This window comes from Niastella sp. sgz303648 (assembly GCF_059587045.1).
In genome coordinates, this window is the sequence record NZ_JCAPSW010000002.1 from 647,874 (window position 1) to 666,250 (window position 18,377).

The 18,377-nt window shown below is 37.9% G+C and carries 21 protein-coding genes and 1 pseudogene; 15 read left to right on the top strand and 7 right to left on the bottom strand.

What is annotated here, in order from left to right; all coding sequences use genetic code 11:
* Positions 1-17: 17 nt before the first annotated feature.
* The 11 genes from AC59IL_RS07115 (at position 18) to AC59IL_RS07165 (ending at position 8,158) form a co-directional block, all read left to right on the top strand.
* Positions 18-914 (top strand): phosphoadenosine phosphosulfate reductase domain-containing protein, encoded by an 897-nt coding sequence (locus AC59IL_RS07115; protein ID WP_496551410.1) that lies wholly within the window; start codon positions 18-20, stop codon positions 912-914.
* An 82-nt stretch (positions 915-996) separates the two neighbouring features.
* Entirely contained in the window at positions 997-1,221 is a 225-nt protein-coding gene (locus AC59IL_RS07120; protein ID WP_496551411.1) for a hypothetical protein, read from the top strand.
* Positions 1,222-1,288: 67 nt separating this feature from the next.
* Positions 1,289-1,777: a hypothetical protein gene (locus AC59IL_RS07125; protein WP_496551412.1), complete on the top strand. Its 489-nt coding sequence runs from the start codon at positions 1,289-1,291 to the stop codon at positions 1,775-1,777.
* A 16-nt stretch (positions 1,778-1,793) separates the two neighbouring features.
* Positions 1,794-2,213 carry a hypothetical protein gene (locus tag AC59IL_RS07130; RefSeq protein ID WP_496551413.1) on the top strand — a complete coding sequence of 140 codons (420 nt, stop codon included), beginning with the start codon at positions 1,794-1,796 and terminating at the stop codon, positions 2,211-2,213.
* Positions 2,214-2,235: 22 nt separating this feature from the next.
* Positions 2,236-2,679, top strand: a complete 444-nt coding sequence (locus AC59IL_RS07135) for a hypothetical protein (RefSeq protein WP_496551414.1) — start codon at positions 2,236-2,238, stop codon at positions 2,677-2,679.
* Positions 2,680-2,724: 45 nt separating this feature from the next.
* The gene (locus AC59IL_RS07140) at positions 2,725-3,027 is read left to right on the top strand and encodes a hypothetical protein (RefSeq protein ID WP_496551415.1); all 303 of its coding nucleotides are present in this window, start codon (positions 2,725-2,727) and stop codon (positions 3,025-3,027) included.
* Between the two features lie 43 nt (positions 3,028-3,070).
* Positions 3,071-3,373 carry a hypothetical protein gene (locus tag AC59IL_RS07145; protein WP_496551416.1) on the top strand — a complete coding sequence of 101 codons (303 nt, stop codon included), beginning with the start codon at positions 3,071-3,073 and terminating at the stop codon, positions 3,371-3,373.
* 217 nt (positions 3,374-3,590) lie between these two features.
* A complete protein-coding gene (locus AC59IL_RS07150; RefSeq protein WP_496551417.1) occupies positions 3,591-4,025 on the top strand; it encodes a plasmid mobilization protein in 435 nt (144 codons plus the stop codon).
* Entirely contained in the window at positions 3,980-5,503 is a 1,524-nt protein-coding gene (locus tag AC59IL_RS07155; protein ID WP_496551418.1) for a relaxase/mobilization nuclease domain-containing protein, read from the top strand. Before AC59IL_RS07150 ends, AC59IL_RS07155 begins: the two co-directional genes overlap by 46 nt.
* A gap of 42 nt (positions 5,504-5,545) precedes the next feature.
* Positions 5,546-7,567 carry a conjugal transfer protein MobC gene (gene mobC / locus AC59IL_RS07160; RefSeq protein WP_496551419.1) on the top strand — a complete coding sequence of 674 codons (2,022 nt, stop codon included), beginning with the start codon at positions 5,546-5,548 and terminating at the stop codon, positions 7,565-7,567.
* Positions 7,568-7,894: 327 nt separating this feature from the next.
* Positions 7,895-8,158 (top strand): helix-turn-helix domain-containing protein, encoded by a 264-nt coding sequence (locus AC59IL_RS07165; RefSeq protein WP_496551420.1) that lies wholly within the window; start codon positions 7,895-7,897, stop codon positions 8,156-8,158.
* 287 nt (positions 8,159-8,445) lie between these two features.
* On the opposite strand, the gene AC59IL_RS07170 is transcribed toward AC59IL_RS07165, so the two are convergent.
* A complete protein-coding gene (locus AC59IL_RS07170; RefSeq protein ID WP_496551421.1) occupies positions 8,446-8,682 on the bottom strand; it encodes a helix-turn-helix domain-containing protein in 237 nt (78 codons plus the stop codon).
* 618 nt (positions 8,683-9,300) lie between these two features.
* On the opposite strand from AC59IL_RS07170, the gene AC59IL_RS07175 reads away from it, so the two are divergent.
* The 3 genes and pseudogenes from AC59IL_RS07175 to AC59IL_RS07185 all read left to right on the top strand — a co-directional run bounded on the left by AC59IL_RS07175 (position 9,301) and on the right by AC59IL_RS07185 (position 10,031).
* Entirely contained in the window at positions 9,301-9,477 is a 177-nt protein-coding gene (locus tag AC59IL_RS07175) for an ATP-dependent DNA ligase (protein WP_496551422.1), read from the top strand.
* Positions 9,456-9,635 (top strand): annotated as a pseudogene (locus AC59IL_RS07180) (ATP-dependent DNA ligase); the annotation flags it as partial. The gene AC59IL_RS07175 and the pseudogene AC59IL_RS07180, both read left to right, overlap by 22 nt.
* The gene (locus tag AC59IL_RS07185) at positions 9,609-10,031 is read left to right on the top strand and encodes an ATP dependent DNA ligase (protein WP_496551732.1); all 423 of its coding nucleotides are present in this window, start codon (positions 9,609-9,611) and stop codon (positions 10,029-10,031) included. The pseudogene AC59IL_RS07180 and the gene AC59IL_RS07185, both read left to right, overlap by 27 nt.
* On the opposite strand, the gene AC59IL_RS07190 is transcribed toward AC59IL_RS07185, so the two are convergent.
* Positions 10,018-10,386 carry a hypothetical protein gene (locus tag AC59IL_RS07190; RefSeq protein ID WP_496551423.1) on the bottom strand — a complete coding sequence of 123 codons (369 nt, stop codon included), beginning with the start codon at positions 10,384-10,386 and terminating at the stop codon, positions 10,018-10,020. The genes AC59IL_RS07185 and AC59IL_RS07190 overlap by 14 nt on opposite strands.
* A gap of 964 nt (positions 10,387-11,350) precedes the next feature.
* On the opposite strand from AC59IL_RS07190, the gene AC59IL_RS07195 reads away from it, so the two are divergent.
* The gene (locus tag AC59IL_RS07195; RefSeq protein WP_496551424.1) at positions 11,351-11,650 is read left to right on the top strand and encodes a hypothetical protein; all 300 of its coding nucleotides are present in this window, start codon (positions 11,351-11,353) and stop codon (positions 11,648-11,650) included.
* Here the strand turns inward: AC59IL_RS07195 and AC59IL_RS07200 are convergent.
* The 5 genes from AC59IL_RS07200 to AC59IL_RS07220 all read right to left on the bottom strand — a co-directional run bounded on the left by AC59IL_RS07200 (position 11,647) and on the right by AC59IL_RS07220 (position 18,039).
* Positions 11,647-14,904, bottom strand: coding sequence for a SusC/RagA family TonB-linked outer membrane protein (locus AC59IL_RS07200; protein WP_496551425.1), 3,258 nt, complete (start codon positions 14,902-14,904; stop codon positions 11,647-11,649). The two genes, AC59IL_RS07195 and AC59IL_RS07200, sit on opposite strands and share 4 nt — an antisense overlap.
* Before the next feature lie 6 nt (positions 14,905-14,910).
* Positions 14,911-16,143: a FecR family protein gene (locus tag AC59IL_RS07205; protein WP_496551426.1), complete on the bottom strand. Its 1,233-nt coding sequence runs from the start codon at positions 16,141-16,143 to the stop codon at positions 14,911-14,913.
* On the bottom strand, positions 16,098-16,646 hold the full coding sequence (locus AC59IL_RS07210; protein WP_496551427.1) for a sigma-70 RNA polymerase sigma factor region 4 domain-containing protein: 549 nt from the start codon (positions 16,644-16,646) through the stop codon (positions 16,098-16,100). The genes AC59IL_RS07205 and AC59IL_RS07210 overlap by 46 nt, the downstream gene beginning before the upstream one ends.
* Positions 16,647-16,840: 194 nt before the next feature.
* Positions 16,841-17,068, bottom strand: coding sequence for a helix-turn-helix domain-containing protein (locus AC59IL_RS07215; RefSeq protein ID WP_496551428.1), 228 nt, complete (start codon positions 17,066-17,068; stop codon positions 16,841-16,843).
* 644 nt (positions 17,069-17,712) lie between these two features.
* Positions 17,713-18,039 (bottom strand): helix-turn-helix domain-containing protein, encoded by a 327-nt coding sequence (locus AC59IL_RS07220; protein ID WP_496551429.1) that lies wholly within the window; start codon positions 18,037-18,039, stop codon positions 17,713-17,715.
* Positions 18,040-18,377 lie beyond the last annotated feature (338 nt).

Sequence of the window (18,377 nt, forward strand, 5' to 3'; positions counted from 1 at the left end):
AAAACAGAGGTTTTGTAATGAGAGAAAAATTGTTAATCAGCTTCTCCGGTGGCCGCACCAGCGCCTATATGACGCAGTGGTTATTAAAAAACAGGCAGCAGCAATTTGATATGCTTGTTGTATTCGCCAACACGGGGAAGGAACGGGAAGAAACATTGACTTTTATAGATCAGTGTGATAAATACTTCGGATTTCATGTACAATGGATTGAATCGGTTACTAATCTTGAACATGGTAAAGGAGTATCTGCCCGGTTAGTAGATTACCAAACCGCCAGCAGGAAAGGTGAGCCATTTGAAGCGTTTATACAAAAGCACGGTATTCCTAATGTGGGGGCGCCAAAATGCTCACGGGAATTGAAAGCCACAGCCATCCGTGCGTATGCCCGTAGCATTGGCTGGTCAAAATACTACACTGCCATCGGGATCAGAGCCGACGAGCCGAATAGGGTTAATATGAAAACGGCCAGGAAAGAGCGTATTATTTATCCCCTTGTACATATGATTAGGGCTAATAAAAGCGACATCAATCTTTTCTGGAGTAAGCAGCCTTTTGACCTGGCTTTGAAGAGCTATGAGGGAAACTGTGACCTGTGCTGGAAAAAAAGCCTTCGCAAATTAATGACGATCGTAAAGGATAATCCTGCACTAGCCGACTGGTGGCAGGAAATGGAAAATAAGTATGGTACCTATATTCCTCCTGGCAGCCGCAACAATAAGAATATCAGGTTACCTGTAAGATTTTACCGTGATTATTTGTCCATTGGTGATATAATCGAAGAATCAAAGTTCAATCATTCTCCTGCTGTCGATGAAAGCAAAATCATTGATCCATACAAGCAGCTGGAATTTTTTGACGATTGTATGGACGGAGAGCATGGGAGCTGCTCGGAGTCCTGTGAAGCATATGGATGAGCGTGGCCGTGGATTATCCTTGTGTGTATGGCTATAAAAACTCATGGTAGGTAAAGCAAACATGAACTAAAAAACTTTGAATATGGAGAAGGAAAAACACGTAGTGAAAATCGGGCAAAAGTCGCTGACATATGAATCGGACAATAATCACGACGACCGGGAATTTGTGGATGAATTTAAGCAGGTGGCTGCAACCAACCCACCAACTATTCAGGATTTTTTTATGCGGCTGGCAGAGTTGCAGCGGAGAAAGATTGAAAAGTTTTTTCCTGATGACACTCCTGCCGTGAGAAGAAAGGCCCGTTAAAGTATCTTTCTTCCCTGCTTTAGTGATGATATAGTGCTTACATTCTTTGTGTGTAAAAGTAGTGTGTATGGGTATTGGAATATTAGAGGAACATGTTAATGGATATGTGAAAATATTGGTAGAGAAGGGTTATTTAGATCTTCCCGGCAATATTACATCTGCCCAATTTGAAAATAAAGTAAACAACCTTATTTATAATCAATACAATTACACCTGGGACCAAATTTCTAAAAAAAATCCAGATAGTGAATCCTTTGATAAAACACAGGAAGCATTAAAAAGAGGAAAGGAAATACACATGAATATTCATGGGGAAAAGGTAGTATTTGATTTTCATTTCAAACCTTATTTTGCTGAGCCCGCAGTTAGAATGTTGTACCAAAGTGTTAAAATAAACGATGGGCTGCAGTTGATAATTCCCATAAATGATACTGAAAATATTCTCAGCCCCAAAAAAGCATATTGGAAAACAAAGTTACTTCTTCCGGTAAAGAATCACCGGCCAGAGAAAAACATACTACCGGATTCAAGTAACGAAAACAAGCATAAGTTATAATTTAAAACCATCTACTATGGAATTAATGACTTTTAATCAAGAGTTGATGCAGGACGTTAGCCGGCAAGCTATGGAGCTTAACGAACAAATTTCTTTTAAAGGTTACCTGTTAAAACAGCAGTATATACCGATTTCAGATCGCCTTTTTTTGAAAGAAAACCCATTAGAGCTTATCCGTATTTCAACAAGGAATGGTACAACAGTATTCAGGAATTTTGCTGAAAAAACGGATAAAGGAACATTGATGGACTTTATACGCAACAGGTCTTTTGAAGATGGAAAAGTAATTCCTAATCAAAAGGTACACACGATGATGGTAGCTATTGAAACTGCAAAAGCGTATTTGAGAAACCAACCGTTGAAAAGAGTTGTGCGAAAATCCGATAGACAACCCCCAGGCGTCAAAAATGATAATGTTAATAGACTAACCAGATAATGATCCGATAAATTTTTCGCGTATGAGTCTGACTTTGCAAATTATTGATGAGTTTGTTGGGTTGTTAAAGAATCGTGGTTATGACGAGCACAACCTGAACAATCCAGTACGACCGGGGTTAATAGCTGACCAATTATCTGCAAAAATTCGCACGGCCCTGTATGAAAGCCTTACCTGGAATGAGAACACCGCCTTTGAGTTTAAGACGTTCGGTTATTTCGATGGCTTTCCCAATCCGGTATTCTTTACAATGAAATTTGAATTTGACATCGAGAAGTGTTCGCTCGATATTGCACAGCTTGTTGTGAAATACAGCGGCCATGAAAGGGCATTTATACTAAAAAACTCCTATGACTTGACAGAATCAAAAGTAGCAGCCAACCTGCTGCTTACACAAACGCTGTCAAGAAAGCATAAGGGCGGCTCACGAACAATTGACGAAGGAACGAAGGGGTTAGGGTTATAAAAATGTTGGAACTATAAAATTGTAATAATCTTAAAATAGGTATTTATGGCAGTTCTAAAAGAAAAAGTGTTGTTGCTGGACAATGGCAGGAAGATAAGAGTGCATGGAGCAGGTATAGGTATTAATCACCAATTGGAAGTATCTAAAGTTATTCACTGCGCAGATATGTTGGCGTTGGAAGATCGTTCTTTAAGTAAAACTGAGCTTGAACCTGTAAGCAATCCACACAATTTTACCAAAGAGGAAATTGAAGAAATAGCCGACTGCATGATCGGGCTATGGTGGAGATTTAGAGAAAATGTAAAAAAATTTGGGGTGAGCTCAGTTGAAGTTTTTAAAGAAGAATAGGTAGATCGGATGCTTTATTTAAGAAAGCAAAATTTTGAAGCGTATGGCAGTACTTAAGAAGAACAGTATTCTGTTCAGCGGCGGACGAGAAATTAAAGTGCCAGGAGGCATACTTTCCATCACAAGAACCCTGGAACTGGCTGACTATTTTTCCAGGAACGTACTTTACTACGAACGGGACCACAAAAAGAATAAAGAAATAGAGCCGGTCGGTAATATTCACAATCTCACTAAGGAAGAGCTGATTGAAGTGTCTGACTGCATGATCCAGCTATGGATGGAGCTGAAGGATAATGTCAGAAAGCATGGAATAACAAGTGAAGAGATTTTCAGAAAGCGAGTATAAGGTAGAAGGTTTATAATATTCTGAAGATTATTTATTCAGAAAAAAGAATTGTGCGGATAGCTTATATATCTGCGGATATACCATGCACGTAGGGTGTGCATAGCAAGATATACCGTTGTTACACAACGGGCAATTTCAACCCGCCAAAGTTGGGTTGAATTGTATAGAAAATTACTCCATAGTCGTAATTTCTTTTGGACATAAAGCAGATGTGGATATGGCGAAACGTGCGAAAAAGGCTGCTAATAACCGGACATATTGGTGCAATATCCGGCTCAATGAGGATGAATATAAAAGCCTTAAAGATAAACTGAAAACTACCTACTGCCGGAAGGTAAGTGATTATGTACGGAATGTGCTGTTTGAAAAACCCGTGCTGGTCAGGCAGCGCAACCAGTCTATGGATGATTTCATGAAAGAGCTTATCCATTTGAGAACGGATCTCAATGCGCTGGGCAATAATTTCAACCAGGTTGTCAAAAAGCTAAATAGTTTACCGCCTTCCCCGGAATACACCCAATGGCTTTCTGTAGCAAAGTATCAGCAGCAACAATTGCTGGAAAAAGTGGGCAGGATTCAATCTCGGATAAATGATTTTTCGGACAAATGGTTGCAAAAATTGCCAGTGGAAAGAGTATCAGGGGTGCGTTGAGCTATAATGAGAACAAGCTACACGAAGGCAAAGCCGTGTTGATTGACACGCATCTTTATCCCAAAGATGCAGGCCAGCTTTCCTTCTATGAAAAGCTGGAAGTATTGCAGCATCAAGCCGACTTGCATACACGCGAACATAAATGCGTACATATTTCCCTGAATTTCGATCTATCGGAGAAGCATTTGACCAACGCACAAATGCAGGAGATTGCCACTACGTACATGCAGAAAATCGGGTATGGAGAGCAGCCTTTTTTAGTATACAGGCATAAAGATGCCGCTCACCCGCATGTACACATTGTTACTACATCCGTCAGGAGCGATGGCAGCCCCATTAAGTTGCACAACAACTGGGAGGCATCGGAAAAGGCCCGCAAAGAAATAGAACAGGAGTTCAATTTAGTGCAGGCAGAAAGTAGGAAGCCGCAGGAATTGCGTTTATTGAAACCAGCAGATCTTGAAAAGGCAGAGTACGGAAAATCCGCCACGAAGGCTACCATTTCAAATATAGTTCGTACAGTCGTCAGGTATTACAAATTTGCCAGCCTGCACGAATTAAATGTGGTACTCAGTCAATTTAATGTGATTGCGGACCGAGGGGAACCGGGCACAATGATGTATGAAAACAACGGTTTGGTATATTCTCTTCTTGGCCCAAATAATAAAAAAATAGGCATTCCGATTAAGGCCAGTTCCATTTATGAAGAACCAAAGCGGCCTATTTTGAAAAACCTGGAAGAGAAGTTTACAAAAAATGACCCTGAAAAAAACGAGCACAGGGATGCAGTTTGTGCGATTATAGATAGTGTGCTTGCTAAGGAAACGGATATGGGTAAATTTCTTCAACAGCTCCAGGCAAAAGGAATTTATACAGTTCTCCGTCAAAATAAGGAAGGCCGGGTGTATGGAATCACTTACGTGGATAATAATTCATGTTGTGTTTTCAATGGCAGCGATTTGAGTTCGGATAAACGATATGCTGCAAAGGGAATAGCAGATCGCATGCAGGCGAACCAGGAAGATGAAGAAAAATTATCTAATAAAAAACTGGCGGAAGGAACAATAGCTGATACTTCATTCCCACAAAGCATAAAATCCGTTCTCACAGGATGGGCTGCCAAAGGAGTACTGGTACATGCCAGTAACGACGGGGAGGGCAACACTTTATATGCAATGGGCCACTATGCCAGTGATACTTCGCATTATCATTTTGTATCTCCAAAAATGGCCCGATACTTTTTGGTCAACGGGCTTACCGAAGAACGAACAGCCTATATACGAACCCGTTTTTTGGAAAGTTTTTTCAAACAAGCGGATAGTGTGTTTGACAATATCCATGACATCGTTTCTGCAAAGGCAGAAGAGAATTTTGCCACCATTATTGATGAATGTTTCCGGGCATTACCGGCAGATGATTATATATCGAGTGAATTGTTGAAAGAAGCTAAGAAGAAAAAAAGGAAGCGTGGCCATTAAAGGCCAGGATTCCCTGATTGTGAAGTTGAAAAATTGTGAAGTATGCACGGGGAAAATGAACAGGGCTTGCGGGCAATTATTGATTTTGTCCGCAAAGGGAGCGTGGTGATTTTAGTAGTCCATTTTTTTATTTTTTGTTTTGCCGCATTTGAGCAATGGGGGCTTACAAATAATATTCTCAAACGCGTTTTATTCAATGTTGGCAACATAGCTCTTTTCAAAAACCTGTACTTCAGCAAGCTGGCGTCGCTGGGATTATTGCTGCTATCATTGCTGGGTACCAAAGGAAAAAAAGACGAGAAACTAAAGGTAAGCACTATTGTCTTATACCTGCTGTCTGGTTTTGCATTTTATTTTGGAAGCGTTGTTTTTTTCTACACCAGCTTTCCAGTCGAGCAGATTGCTATAGCCTACATCGCTATTACTTCTATCGGTTTCTTCCTGATTTTGAGCGGCGGCGCCCGCCTTTCACGGCTCATCAAGTTAAAGTTTAAAGATGATATTTTCAATGAAATGAACGAAACCTTTCCGCAAGAAGAAAGGCTCTTAGAAAATGAATACAGCATTAATCTGCCTGGTGAATACAAACTGAAAGGGAAATCCCGGCGTATGTGGATTAACATAGTGAACCCATTTCGATCAACCCTTTGTGTGGGGTCTCCGGGGGCAGGTAAGAGTTATTTTTTTGTAAGGCATGTTATCACGCAGCATATAAGGAAGGGGTTCACTATGTTTTTATATGATTTTAAATTCCCCGACCTTACTAAGATTGCCTACAACACCTGGCTGAAAAATAAGAACGCTTATGCTGTCCCTCCCAGGTTCTACTATATCAATTTTGATGACCTGAATAAAACACACCGGTGCAATCCGCTGGAGCCGGAAACGATGTTGGATATCACGGATGCGGCAGAGGCTTCGCGTACAATTTTGTTGGGACTAAACAGGGACTGGATAAAGAAAACTGGCGATTTTTTTGTCGAATCACCAATAAATTTTGTATGTGCGGTCATCTGGTTTCTGCGCAAATATAAAGAAGGTAAATATTGTACACTGCCGCATGTCATAGAATTAATGCAGATGCCTTATGATGAGCTTTTCCCAGTACTGGGCACAGAACCTGAGATCGAGGTGCTCATTAATCCGTTCGTTTTGGCCTACTGCAACCGAGCGATGGATCAATTGGAAGGTCAAATTGCTTCGGCAAAAATTGGGATGGCGAGGCTTTCTTCGCCCACGTTGTACTATGTATTGAGCGGAAACGAGTTTACCCTGGATATCAATGACCCTGAAAATCCTAAGATAGTAAGTGTAGGAAACAACCCGCAAAAAATTCAGGTATATGGCGCGGTGCTGTCTTTGTATATCAATCGCCTGATTAAAATTGTTAATCAGAAAAGTAAATTAAAGAGCAGCCTCATCTTCGATGAATTCCCAACTGTATACGTTGGTGGTAGCTCAGGTATTGATTCAACAATTGCAACTGCCAGAAGTAATTTATGTAGTGTTACCATTGCTGTGCAATCAGGCGACCAGTTGAAAAAAGATTATGGCCGTGAACAAGCGGAAGTGATTATGAATTTGCCGGGCAACCTCGTTTGTGGTCAAACTTTTGGTGACACAGCTAAAATATTATCAGAAAGGTTTGGAAAGATTGTACAGGAAAGAGAAAGTGTTTCTATAACAAGGGCGGATACCAATGTAAGCCGTAATACACTATTGGATTCAGCTATTCCTCCCTCCAGAATTGCTGCCCTTAGTTCCGGTGAGTTCGTGGGAATGGTGGCAGACAATCCTGACGACCCCATTAAATTAAAAACTTTCCACTGTAAAATTATTAATGACCATGCTGCTATTAAAGAGGAAGAAGATGGCTATAAGCCACTGCCCGAGATAAGGGAGGTAACACCAATTGAGATTCAAAATAATTATATTCAGATTAAAAACGATGTAGTGGACATTATAGAAACTGAAATCGAAAGAATCAAAAACGACCCGGAATTAAGCCATTTATTATTTGTAAAGCCAGGGCAGAAAAGCACTGTTAACCCCAGCAACAACTAATTCAGACTATTACTTAACTGACTATTGTTCAATATTCATCTCTCTCTCTGGGCTGATCAGACTCAATTCGATGCTACTTTAAGGGAACAACCGGAAACCCGTTAAGAATGCGATATGAACATGACGAGAATTTACAGTCAAGTGGGGAGATATATAAAGTAAAAAGCCTTTCACCATGGTGAAAGGCCCTGCACTAATCAAATACCAATTAACCATTAAACCTTATCCTATGAATCAAAGGTAGGAATTTTTTTTTGAAAGTGCTACATATTTGTCCCCGGTATATTTGCCGTGGTTTAATATTGGGCGATTTGTTTATTTTATCAGATGAAAGGCGGAAAAAAATCAAAAGAACGGCCAACTCTTTTAGAAGAACAGCAAGAAACGTACAAAAAAATTGCTACTCGCATTAAGGAAATGCGCAAGGCCCAAGGTTATAAAAGCCAGGAAAAGTTCGCAAATGCATTCGACATCGATCGTCGACAGATCGGAAGGTTTGAACGTGGGGCAGATATGAGAATCAGCAGTCTCGTTAAAATATTGCGGGCTTTGGATATTTCGATACAGGATTTCTTTGGCGAAGGCTATTAAATCATCACTTCTTTTTGCTTTCTTGTCAGGCCGTAAACATTTAAAGCATGCATGTCGCAATTCGTATTGGTCAATTTCACATATTACTGAACATGCAATCCTAGGTTTGCAGCAGCCGATTACATCCGGGGAAAATCTGTACTCCTTTGCGTGGAATTATCAGCGTATGGTTTGGACAAAAATATTACCTGTGTTTGGGTGTAATATGAGCAAGATAAAGGGAAAAGAGTATTAGGGAAGATATAATAGGATGCTGAATGCTTATTGCCATTGACTCTTTTATTATTTCATCTGCTCATGTCAAATATAAAGAACTCGTGTAACGGCTCGTCAAGGCCGTCGGCAATTTGATTTATGGTGAGTATGGTTACGTTTACTTCACCGCGTTCAATTTTGGCTATATCGCTGTGATCGATGGAGCATTTAGTGGCCAGATCACGCAAGCTTAATCCTTTGCCTGTTCTGAGCTTTTTTAAATTGTTACCAATTTCCTTTAACACCTTCTTGTTCTTCTGTATCGCCATATACGGAAATGTGTATGATTTATACAATTATTAAAGATAGGGAAAAGGCGTAATGTAGGATATTGGTCCCACGATTTCAGATGATTTTCGATTGTGTCGGGCGAAAGGAAGTAGCGCTTGCCAAAAAGAAAAAAAGGTGTTTTTTAGCCAACGAAAAAAGACGAAATGTATTATTTTTTGGTCGAACTGAATTAATAAAATGCAAATCGTAGTTTTTGAGCACTTTAAATGAAGCGAATAATATATTTGATCGTGGTTTACTCTTCTCCAAAGTAGTCGATCCCGGCAGGCTAAGGGTTTCGCCGGGATTTTTTTATGTGCTCTTTTTTCGTTAAATTATGTTTGGGAGGATTTGAATATGGAGAGCTGGCAAATTTTACAGGAATGCGAGCTGGCGCCGGTTACCGGACTATACAATAAAGAACAATTTCTGCAGGCTTTTGCTCAAATGTCAGCTGAACAGTTCAACCACTTCTGCAGGGAACATCTGCACTTAAAAGATGATATTCAATTCGTAAATGAGCATCCGAAAATGTTTTGGCAATTGAAGTCTATCGACTTTGATACCCCAGTTAACTTCAGGAGGGTAGAATGAAAATGCCTGACAATATAATTCCAATGTCAGCAGCGCCTGGGTATAAGGCTTTTAACGATGTTCATTGGTGTTTCGAAATTAAGCTCGATGGCTATCGCATTTTAGCCTACATAAATGAGGGCAAAGTTAAACTGCAAACCCGGAATTTAAACGATTATACTGGCATAAGGAACCGCTTTATCGACGGAAATCGGTTCTAAAGCATATATTACCACAATCACCAGTGGTACTATATCAGGATGAAATTATGACTTACGGAAAGCCGGCTTTCGAAATGGCAAAGAGAGAAGGCCTTGAAGGTATTGTGGCTAAGAAAATTGATTCGATATATGTGCCTGGAAAGCGTTCAAAGGACTGGTTGAAGTTGAAGGCAACTCGCGAAGAAGAATTTATCATATGTGGCTACACAAAGAATGAAGGTACCGGCATGCCCTTTGGAACATTGATTCTTGGTGGTTATCAAAACAAAAAACTTCAGTTTATTGGTGAAGTAGGTACCGGTTTCAGTGACAAAGTGATGGCTGAATTAATGCAAAAAATAAAGCCCACAAATCAATGCCCATTCGCAGAAGAACCCAAGCTCAGCATACGTTGGAAAAAAAAGAAACCGGATGTAATAGTTTGGTGCCGGCCGCAGAACGTGTGTACCGTTAGGTTTCTGGAAATTACAAAGTATAGAGAGCTTCGGCATGCATCGTTCCGCTACCTTCGACCCGATAAGAAACCGAAGGAAGTAGTAGTTAATAATCTTTGATTTCATTATATATTAACTGATATATTTTTTTGTGATCAATCTCAATTAGCTTGGAAAGTTTTACAACTTCGTTCATTGTTAATAGGCCTGGGTATTTTATGCGCCGCTTCATCGCATTATTATTCTTACGCATGTCGTTTGCAACGACTGAGCGGGGGATTATCTTAAAAATGCCCTCGAATGTCATTATAACCTTTTTCTCAATCATGAATTTTACTGCCTTATACCGATCATCTTTCGGCTTGCCTTTAATTTCGGTTGCTTTCTTCGCTGATATCTTCGGCCCTTTAAGTTTGGATGATTTCTTTGCCGCCATATTCGGCTGTTTAAATTTGGTTTCTTTCTCTGCAGTCATGCCGCCCGCAAGGTAGCCAGTTTTTTAAAAAAAATTGATTAATGTCATCTCTGAATTAGTGCGAGCCAGTGCCTTTTCCTGCTGCCCTTTTGTGGCTTACAAAGCAAGCCATCCGACTATCCGCTTAATTTTTCCTGTCCTTTGATATGAATCAAAAATGGCTATTGTCAGGTCTCATGATCAGACGTCGTACAATTAGCATCGCTATCCTTTTGTTTGCCATTTTTAACACTGTTTAGGAATAAAAACAGTTTTAAAACGCCACATGTCAAAAAATGAATGATGTTTGTGCACTCTCTGAAGACTAAAGCTGTTAATACCAGCAATAATTCAAATCCCGGTGTTATCATTTCCCGTGGAATTTCTGTACTCCTTTACTGTGGAATTTTTGTATCCCTTTCCTCTGGAAAATCTGTACTCCTTTCCCGTGGAATCCCAAAAGCGGGGTTACAAATTTTAACTCCGTTGTTATCCTTTCCGTGGAATTTCTGTACTCCTTTGCGTGGAATAATCTATTGTCATTTATCAATATCTAATAAGTGAGACTACACATTAATATGAACTGGTTGAGCTTCCCAATACACTAAGTGAAATTTGAGAGGGGAGCTACTTGGCTAATTAAAAATTATAAATTTTTAAAAGATATATTGTTGTGATTATTTGAATGAAAAGAAATGAAAGAAAATATTTCGTGCTTTAAGCATTATTTTAACGCTGATGCACAACTTAATAAGTAATTTTATCGTAAGAATTGGTTAAGGACTTCAGCTTTCTGTTTACTTCAACTATGGATCTATTTTAAGAAAGGAAATAAATTCTCATGCAATCTGTATCGTTTTCGAAACTTGATTGCGACTGAGTAGGTATGGTAACATATATCACGGTCGCGAATAATCCTTTATTCATTACCATTAACTATAAATTTTTTTTCCTGGGTTTTTAATATAAAAAACCAGGCAGCGGTATGAAAACAACATTTATGATTTGCGTATTGGCACTTTCTTTTATGTCAGGTAGGGTAAACAAAAAAACGGTAGAAAACGTTAGGAGCCATCAAACTCTATATTACTGGTTTGATACCAACCTTACTTATTTAAGATCGAACACTCTTGATGCTGAGTCTCAATTAACAGGTTATAGCAATAATCCAGATAATCCCAAAACCCTCCGAGAATTAGGTTTCACGCCATCACATTGTACTGGCACGCCACCAGCTCCTATCGACCCTGGTTCGCCTGATCAAAGGTATTACAGTCACCCTTAGAAGTTAAGATGTAATCCTACTGCAATGGTTCGCAGAGGCGGTAAGGTTATTACATCAATAGTGTCGGGATCAGTACCAATGAAATGAGTAAATATTGCCAGGTTGTTACCTGAAATGTAGAATTTGCATTTTTTGAGGTGCAGTTTTGCTAACACTTTAGACGAAAAACTGTATGAGATGGAAGCAGTTTTAAGTCTTACAGCGCTTGCATCACTGAATACTCCAGATGAAGCAAGGAAGTTATCTATCTGTCCGGCCGCTACAGAACTTAAGGAAGCTGTTGGCTTTTGTAAAACCGCATCATCACCTTGCATTTTCCAGTAATTACTCAACAAAGCTGGTTGATTGGATTTTGATATTCCAGGAGGTTTGTTTGTGTAAATCCAGTTCAATAAATTGAATGATAACTGCTTTTTAAATTCAAACATGCACTCAAAATCCCAATTTCCCAATCTTAAATAATTTGACCAACTTCCATAGTACTTTGGATCCTGAGTGCAGATTATTGAATAATCATTTGTATAATCAAGATTTCCATCTCCATTTAAGTCTTGGAAAGTGAAAAGGCCAGTTGATTTATCTACTCCTGTATAGGTGAAACCATTTATTGACCAGAGTGGTTTGCCAATATGGATTCCTTTGTTGACATAAGGGGAACTTGCTATATTCGGAAAAGAAAGCACTTTGTTCTGAGGTAAAGTTAAAACCACTTTAGAATTGAATTCAAATAATTTTTTGGCAATCATGTTATATTGCAAAATTAGCTCCCATCCTTTGTTCTGAACGATAGCTGGATAATTTCCTGCTGACATTCTTTGAAAACCAGTGGTAGCTGGTAAGTTAATAGAAAGTATCTGATTACCGGTCCTATTGCGATAATATGCTCCAGAAAAATAAATCTTGTTGTTGAACAACCCAAGCTCTAAAGCACTTTCTAATTTTCGGTTTTCCTCCCAGCTAAGGTATGGGTTAGCAGGTTGAACCGGTTCTAACCCTTGTGTCCCTTGATAATTATTTGAAGATTGTTTCCATTGATCGAGATATTGGTAATCGCCAATTTGATCACTACCTGTAATGCCATAACTACCCCTGATCTTGCCAAAACTAATAAATGGTAATGCTTTATTAACAAATGACTCATTGGAGAAAATCCATCCGGCACTCACTGCACCAAAATTGCCAAATTGGTTATTCTTTCCAAACCTGCTTGATCCATCTCTTCTGGCAGTCAGGTTCACAACATATTTATTATGCCAGTTATAACTTAACCTACCAAAACCACCAACATATTTGTAATCAGAGTTAAAAGGTTTTATTTCAACGTGGCCAGCTTTGCTTATATCCGTTATATCATTATCATTTGAAAACAATGTAGCTGCTGTATATTTAATCCTTGTTTTTAACTGTTGGTATGTTCCTCCTACAAGGGCAGATAAAATTCCGCCCCCAATATTAGTACTGTATTGGATCTGTGGCTCTAAAACCCAACTTTTTAATTTGTCGTAAGAAAAATATGAAATCCCATTCGCACTGGGATTTGAAAAAGTATTGAATGAGCTTCTTGGTTGAAGTATGGATTCATCGATCTTTATGTTGTTCAGTCCGCCATTTGTTTTCAAAACCAAACCTTTAAAAAGATTGTACCTCAAGTTTATCCCCGTCAGTATATTATCAGTAACTGCATGATAAGGTTGTTTCAATTGCGCCATGGGGTTATTGAAAGCGTAACCTTTTTGCTGCCAAACCAAATTACCTACTGAATCATACACTGTAGGAGCATCCGGTGCAGTGTTAACATATTGAGTCATATCTGTAACCAGGGAGTTATTATTGTCGTGCGTTGCAATGACGCTTCCCTCGACTTTAAACTTTTCATTCTTCGATTGGTGACTCGCGAAAGCGTGGCCGAAAAAGATACGATCGGCAAAATCTCCAGGAAACACAGTTGTTTCTTTACGGTATGAGGCGCTTACTATGTACTGGTTTTGCTTAGTACCGCCTGATATAGAAGTGTTAAAATTAAATATTGAAGCTGTTCCGCCTATTAATGCTTTTTTCCAATCTGTATATCTGGTGGTATCCCATTTAAATAGATCGGGTGCGTTAGACGCATTCGGAGTATTCCCGTCATTTAGTATGGCCTGTCTGCGCATCGCTATATATTGCCCGGTATTCATCATATTCGGATAGCGGGAAATGCTTCCAAAACCAGTGTTTGTTGTAACTAAAATTTTAGGTTTTCCAACTTCACCTTTTTTGGTTGTTACAAGAATAACACCATTTGCAGCACGGGAACCATAAATTGCTGTTGCATCAGCATCTTTTAAGATCTCAATACTTTCAATGTCCTTTACATTGATCAAATCAAACGAATTTCTACCAGAAGGTGATAAGGCTACACCTGCTGCTATAACAGGCAGATTGTTGTTGTTTAATGCAAAAGGAACTCCGTCAACTAAAATTGGAAGATTGATATCAGGAAAGTTACCATACTTGGCTCCAATTGATGCACGCCCACGAATCTCAGGTTTGAAAGCGGCACCAGGTATTCCACTGGTTTGGGAAACAAGCATTCCCGGAACCCTTCCTGACAAAGCGGCCATAAAGTTTGCTACTGGCTGATCCTCAATTTCAGACCCTTTCACTTTATAGACATTGCCGGTATTCAACCTGCGGGAAGTTTTTCCATAACCAATAACGATGGCCTCATCGAGTCCCGTGGCAGATGGTTTTAGTTTTACTTTTATTTCAGTTTGATCACTTAATAGAAGCTGTTGAGATTCATAGCCAATTGAGCTTATTTGAATGGTGCTATTTTTTTGAAGTCCCTCCATCAGAAATTCACCGTTGGAATTGGTTACGGTTCCTTTGTTTGTATTTAATACCTGGATTGTAGCTTCAGGTAACGGATCACCGCTTTGGTTTTCAATTTTACCTATTACAGTAAATAATGTCTGTACAGTTGATTTGTTTTTTGATTTTAAAACAACAATAATTCTATTTACAATTGTATAAGAGTAAGGCTTGTTCTTAAAAATATCATCTAATGCATCCTTGAGAGGGACTTTATTAATGTTAATGGTAAACTTATCATTGATTTTAAGATCACCTAAGCTGAAAAAATAACCAGTTTGTTTTTTGATTTCAATTAGAATTTTTCTGATTGGAACATTTGATTCATTTAACGTCACCAGTTGTGAGTATCCTGAAATAGAAAAGAAACAAATCAATAATATTGCTACTAATGTCCTCATTCTGGCTTAAATTGATACTATTACTTTTTTGCCGGATATTTCAAAATGGACTGAAGAATTCATTTCTAATAGGTCCAATAAATTATTTAAAGTTATAGCTCGTGGTACTGTAATTGTTAAGTGGTTTGAAACATATTGTTTGTATTCAATTGATACATGATACCATCGAGAAATATCCTCCATTACTTGATCAATTGGCACGTCATTATAGTTAAACATGCCATCTTTCCAAGAGAATGTTTCATATGTATCATTGATATGGCCGGTTGTTATGTCACCAGAAGAATTTATAATAGCCTGCTCACCTGGCTCAATTATTTTTGTAAAGTTGCTGTTTTGAACTTCAATAGCTCCTTCTATTAATGTGGCTTTTATATCACCATCAATATAAGCAGTTATGTTGAATTCAGTTCCTGTTACATTTATATGATTGCCTTTTTTTAACTCAACAATAAACGGGACTTTGGCATTAGCCAAAGTAGAATCAGTTATGGTGGATACTTCGAAAAAGGCTTCGCCGATAAGTTGTACTTTCCTTTTTTTGCTATCAAATGCCGTAGGGAAATGAATTGTGCTACAGGCATTGAGCCAAACTTTGCTGCCATCCGGTAACTGAATAAAGGATTGTTTTCCGAAAGAAGTAGTCAGGGTATTATATTCTTGATCTGACGTGTTTTTATATGGAACATATGTTAAACCATTGCCTGAAAATTTTATTAATGCATTGTTTTGTTTGATGCCCTCTAACACCGTATCAATATTTATATTTTTTCCATCAGCCAAGGTTAATATTATTCCATCTGAAGGATTAATATCTTTAGATTGGGTTACAAATGGCAGGTTATTATCGGACTTATAAAAGCGCAATATGATTACGGAGGCAATAAGAAATAATGAAGCAGCTACGACAATGAATTTATTATATAAACTCTGTTTCGATGTTTTAGCCTTTTGCACTTTATTTCCTTCATTATATTCATCACCTATTTTTTTTAGTATTTCATCCTGTAATTTGTGGTAGAGTTCTTCATTTTCTTTTGATTCACTTAGCCATTTTGTAAGTTCTACTTCCTCGTCAACTGTTATTGGACCAGATAAAGATTTAATTAGTAACTCCCCGATCACTTTGGGATCAGGATTTGATGAAGGTATTGTCAATGGTAAATGGTTTTGGTCAGGTAAATGGTATATTTCTATATTTTGTTGAGCTTTTTCTTTAACATTTGCCTTGTTTTCCAATTTATTTTAAATACCGATTCTAGTTCTATATTATTTTTTTCAGCTACTGTTTTGGGTGAACCTGATTGAAGTGTGTCATATAAGATCTTTTTCCTTGCTGGTGATAAATTATTAAATGCGTCTAATGCAGCTTTCATAATTTCTTCATCCCTTGAATTATCAAGATGTGTAGTTTGTCCGTGAATAATTTGGAATTCTCTTTCAGCATCGATTTCAGCAATATACTTCTGGCAGCATTCATTTATCCGAAGTTTGAAATTATTTTTGATCTCATCTGGTTGAAATAGTTTAAAGCCGGATTCTAAGATTGCAAGGACCGTTTCATTTAAAATTTCATCCAAAATATTTTTAGCAGCTTCTGCATCGTTTACAGCGTCAAAAGCAATTATATAAAGGGAATCATACTCTGCTTCAAACATCAGTGTATAAATTCTTATCATTAATGTCTTGACCTCATCAATCAAAATTTTGATTGATGAAGATTCTTCAATTCTACTTGCCATTAATCAGATATTTTGCATAACAAAGGGTTTCCAAAAATCAATTTTTGAGATTAAAATATACTGCCTATTTTTTTGTTGACAATACGTACTTGCTACAACTATGAGTAATTGAATTGAAAATACAGATACAGGATCCGGTGGAAATCTTAGGTAAATTGTTTGGCTGGGCTATAAAGATACAATTAGTTATCCTTTTACTTAAAACTTACAAGGTCAGTAATTTCTACTCCTAAACCTTCTGCGAGGGTAAATAACATAATTAAAGATGGATTTCCTACACCATTCTCCATTTTGCCAAGGAAACTATGATCTATACCTGTAATTGCTTCTAACTCACGGAGACTTAAAGATTTAGCTTCCCTTATTTTTCTTAAGTGATTTCCAAATCCCTTCTTTATTTCTTCAGCCTTTTTCGAACTCATAGCCGAAAGTGTGAGAAATTCGAAAAAAAAGTGTGGTACAATAGGCGACACTTCGATTTTTACTATTATCTTAGTAACTGATTAAAATCATCACATATAGGATATATAATTGATAATTAAATATTTGAATCCTGCTGAAATAGTTAAAAGCAGTCGCTTGTAAGTCCGAATTGGAAACCTGGGAAATTTCTAGTTGAACACGAGACGAATAAGTAGATTGCCCACGCCTACAAGGGTGTGGGCTCTCTTTATCGTGTTCGCTCTCCCAGGGGCTCCAGTCGGTAAAAGTTGAGACCTGCATCCTTTTTTCTTTCTCACTTAATCTTACAAAGCATTTTTCTTTAAAAGGTATATAATATATTTATATACCTATTGGATTGTTTTGCCCGAAATATGAAAAAAATATTTAGGGGTGATAAGTGAATAGGCATAAACACTTATTCACTAAAAAAGTGAAATTTTTTTTAGTACAAAATAACCTTATAGTTGTTTATATAGATGGGAAGGTTTGTAAAAATAAAAAATGGCATCGTAGTAATGCCATGATATCATTTTATGTCCATAATATGACGAAGTAATTTGTTCTTTGACAGTAATGTGCTAAAGTTTGGAGTATACTATAGGAAAAGAATAAGCGATCATAGTTATTTTTTACTCGCTTTTTTCTTTGCCTCTTTTTCTTTTCTTGCGGCACCAAGTTTCGCTAATTCTTCCCATTCAGCGAAGAATTCTTCGAAAGATATGCCGAGCGCATCAAAAATTCGACCCAGGGTAACAAACTTGACATTTGTTTTACCTCTTTCGATACTCCCAAAACCTGCTCTTCCTAATTCATATTTATTGGCGAAAGTCTCACTGGATTCGCCTTTAGCAGCCCGCAATTCCATAATCGCCAGACCAAGCTTTTTCATTCTTTCTTTTTCCTGGTCGGATATGGGCTTGTTGGCCGTTTTTTTCTTTTCTTTTTTCACTGAAATTTTTTATGTAGTCCTTTTTGATATTCGATTCGTAAAATAAATGAATATCAAACTTTTAAACCACACACTACGCTATGGAATATTTGGCTATGGGAATCTAAGGAATGGGATACTATGCTATGGGATTGCTCACTATCCCATAGCCAGCTATGTGAGTTAAACTGTAAATTAGAACTGAGAATCTTATATGTCCTTAGATATAGCATAAAACATGTGTAAGATTTTGGTTATTAGTCAAAACTTACATGAATTGATTGGTTGGGAAATTAGTTAGCGATTACTGGTCCAAAAACTACTTTGAAACAGTACAAATATAAGGCGTAAAGTCTTGT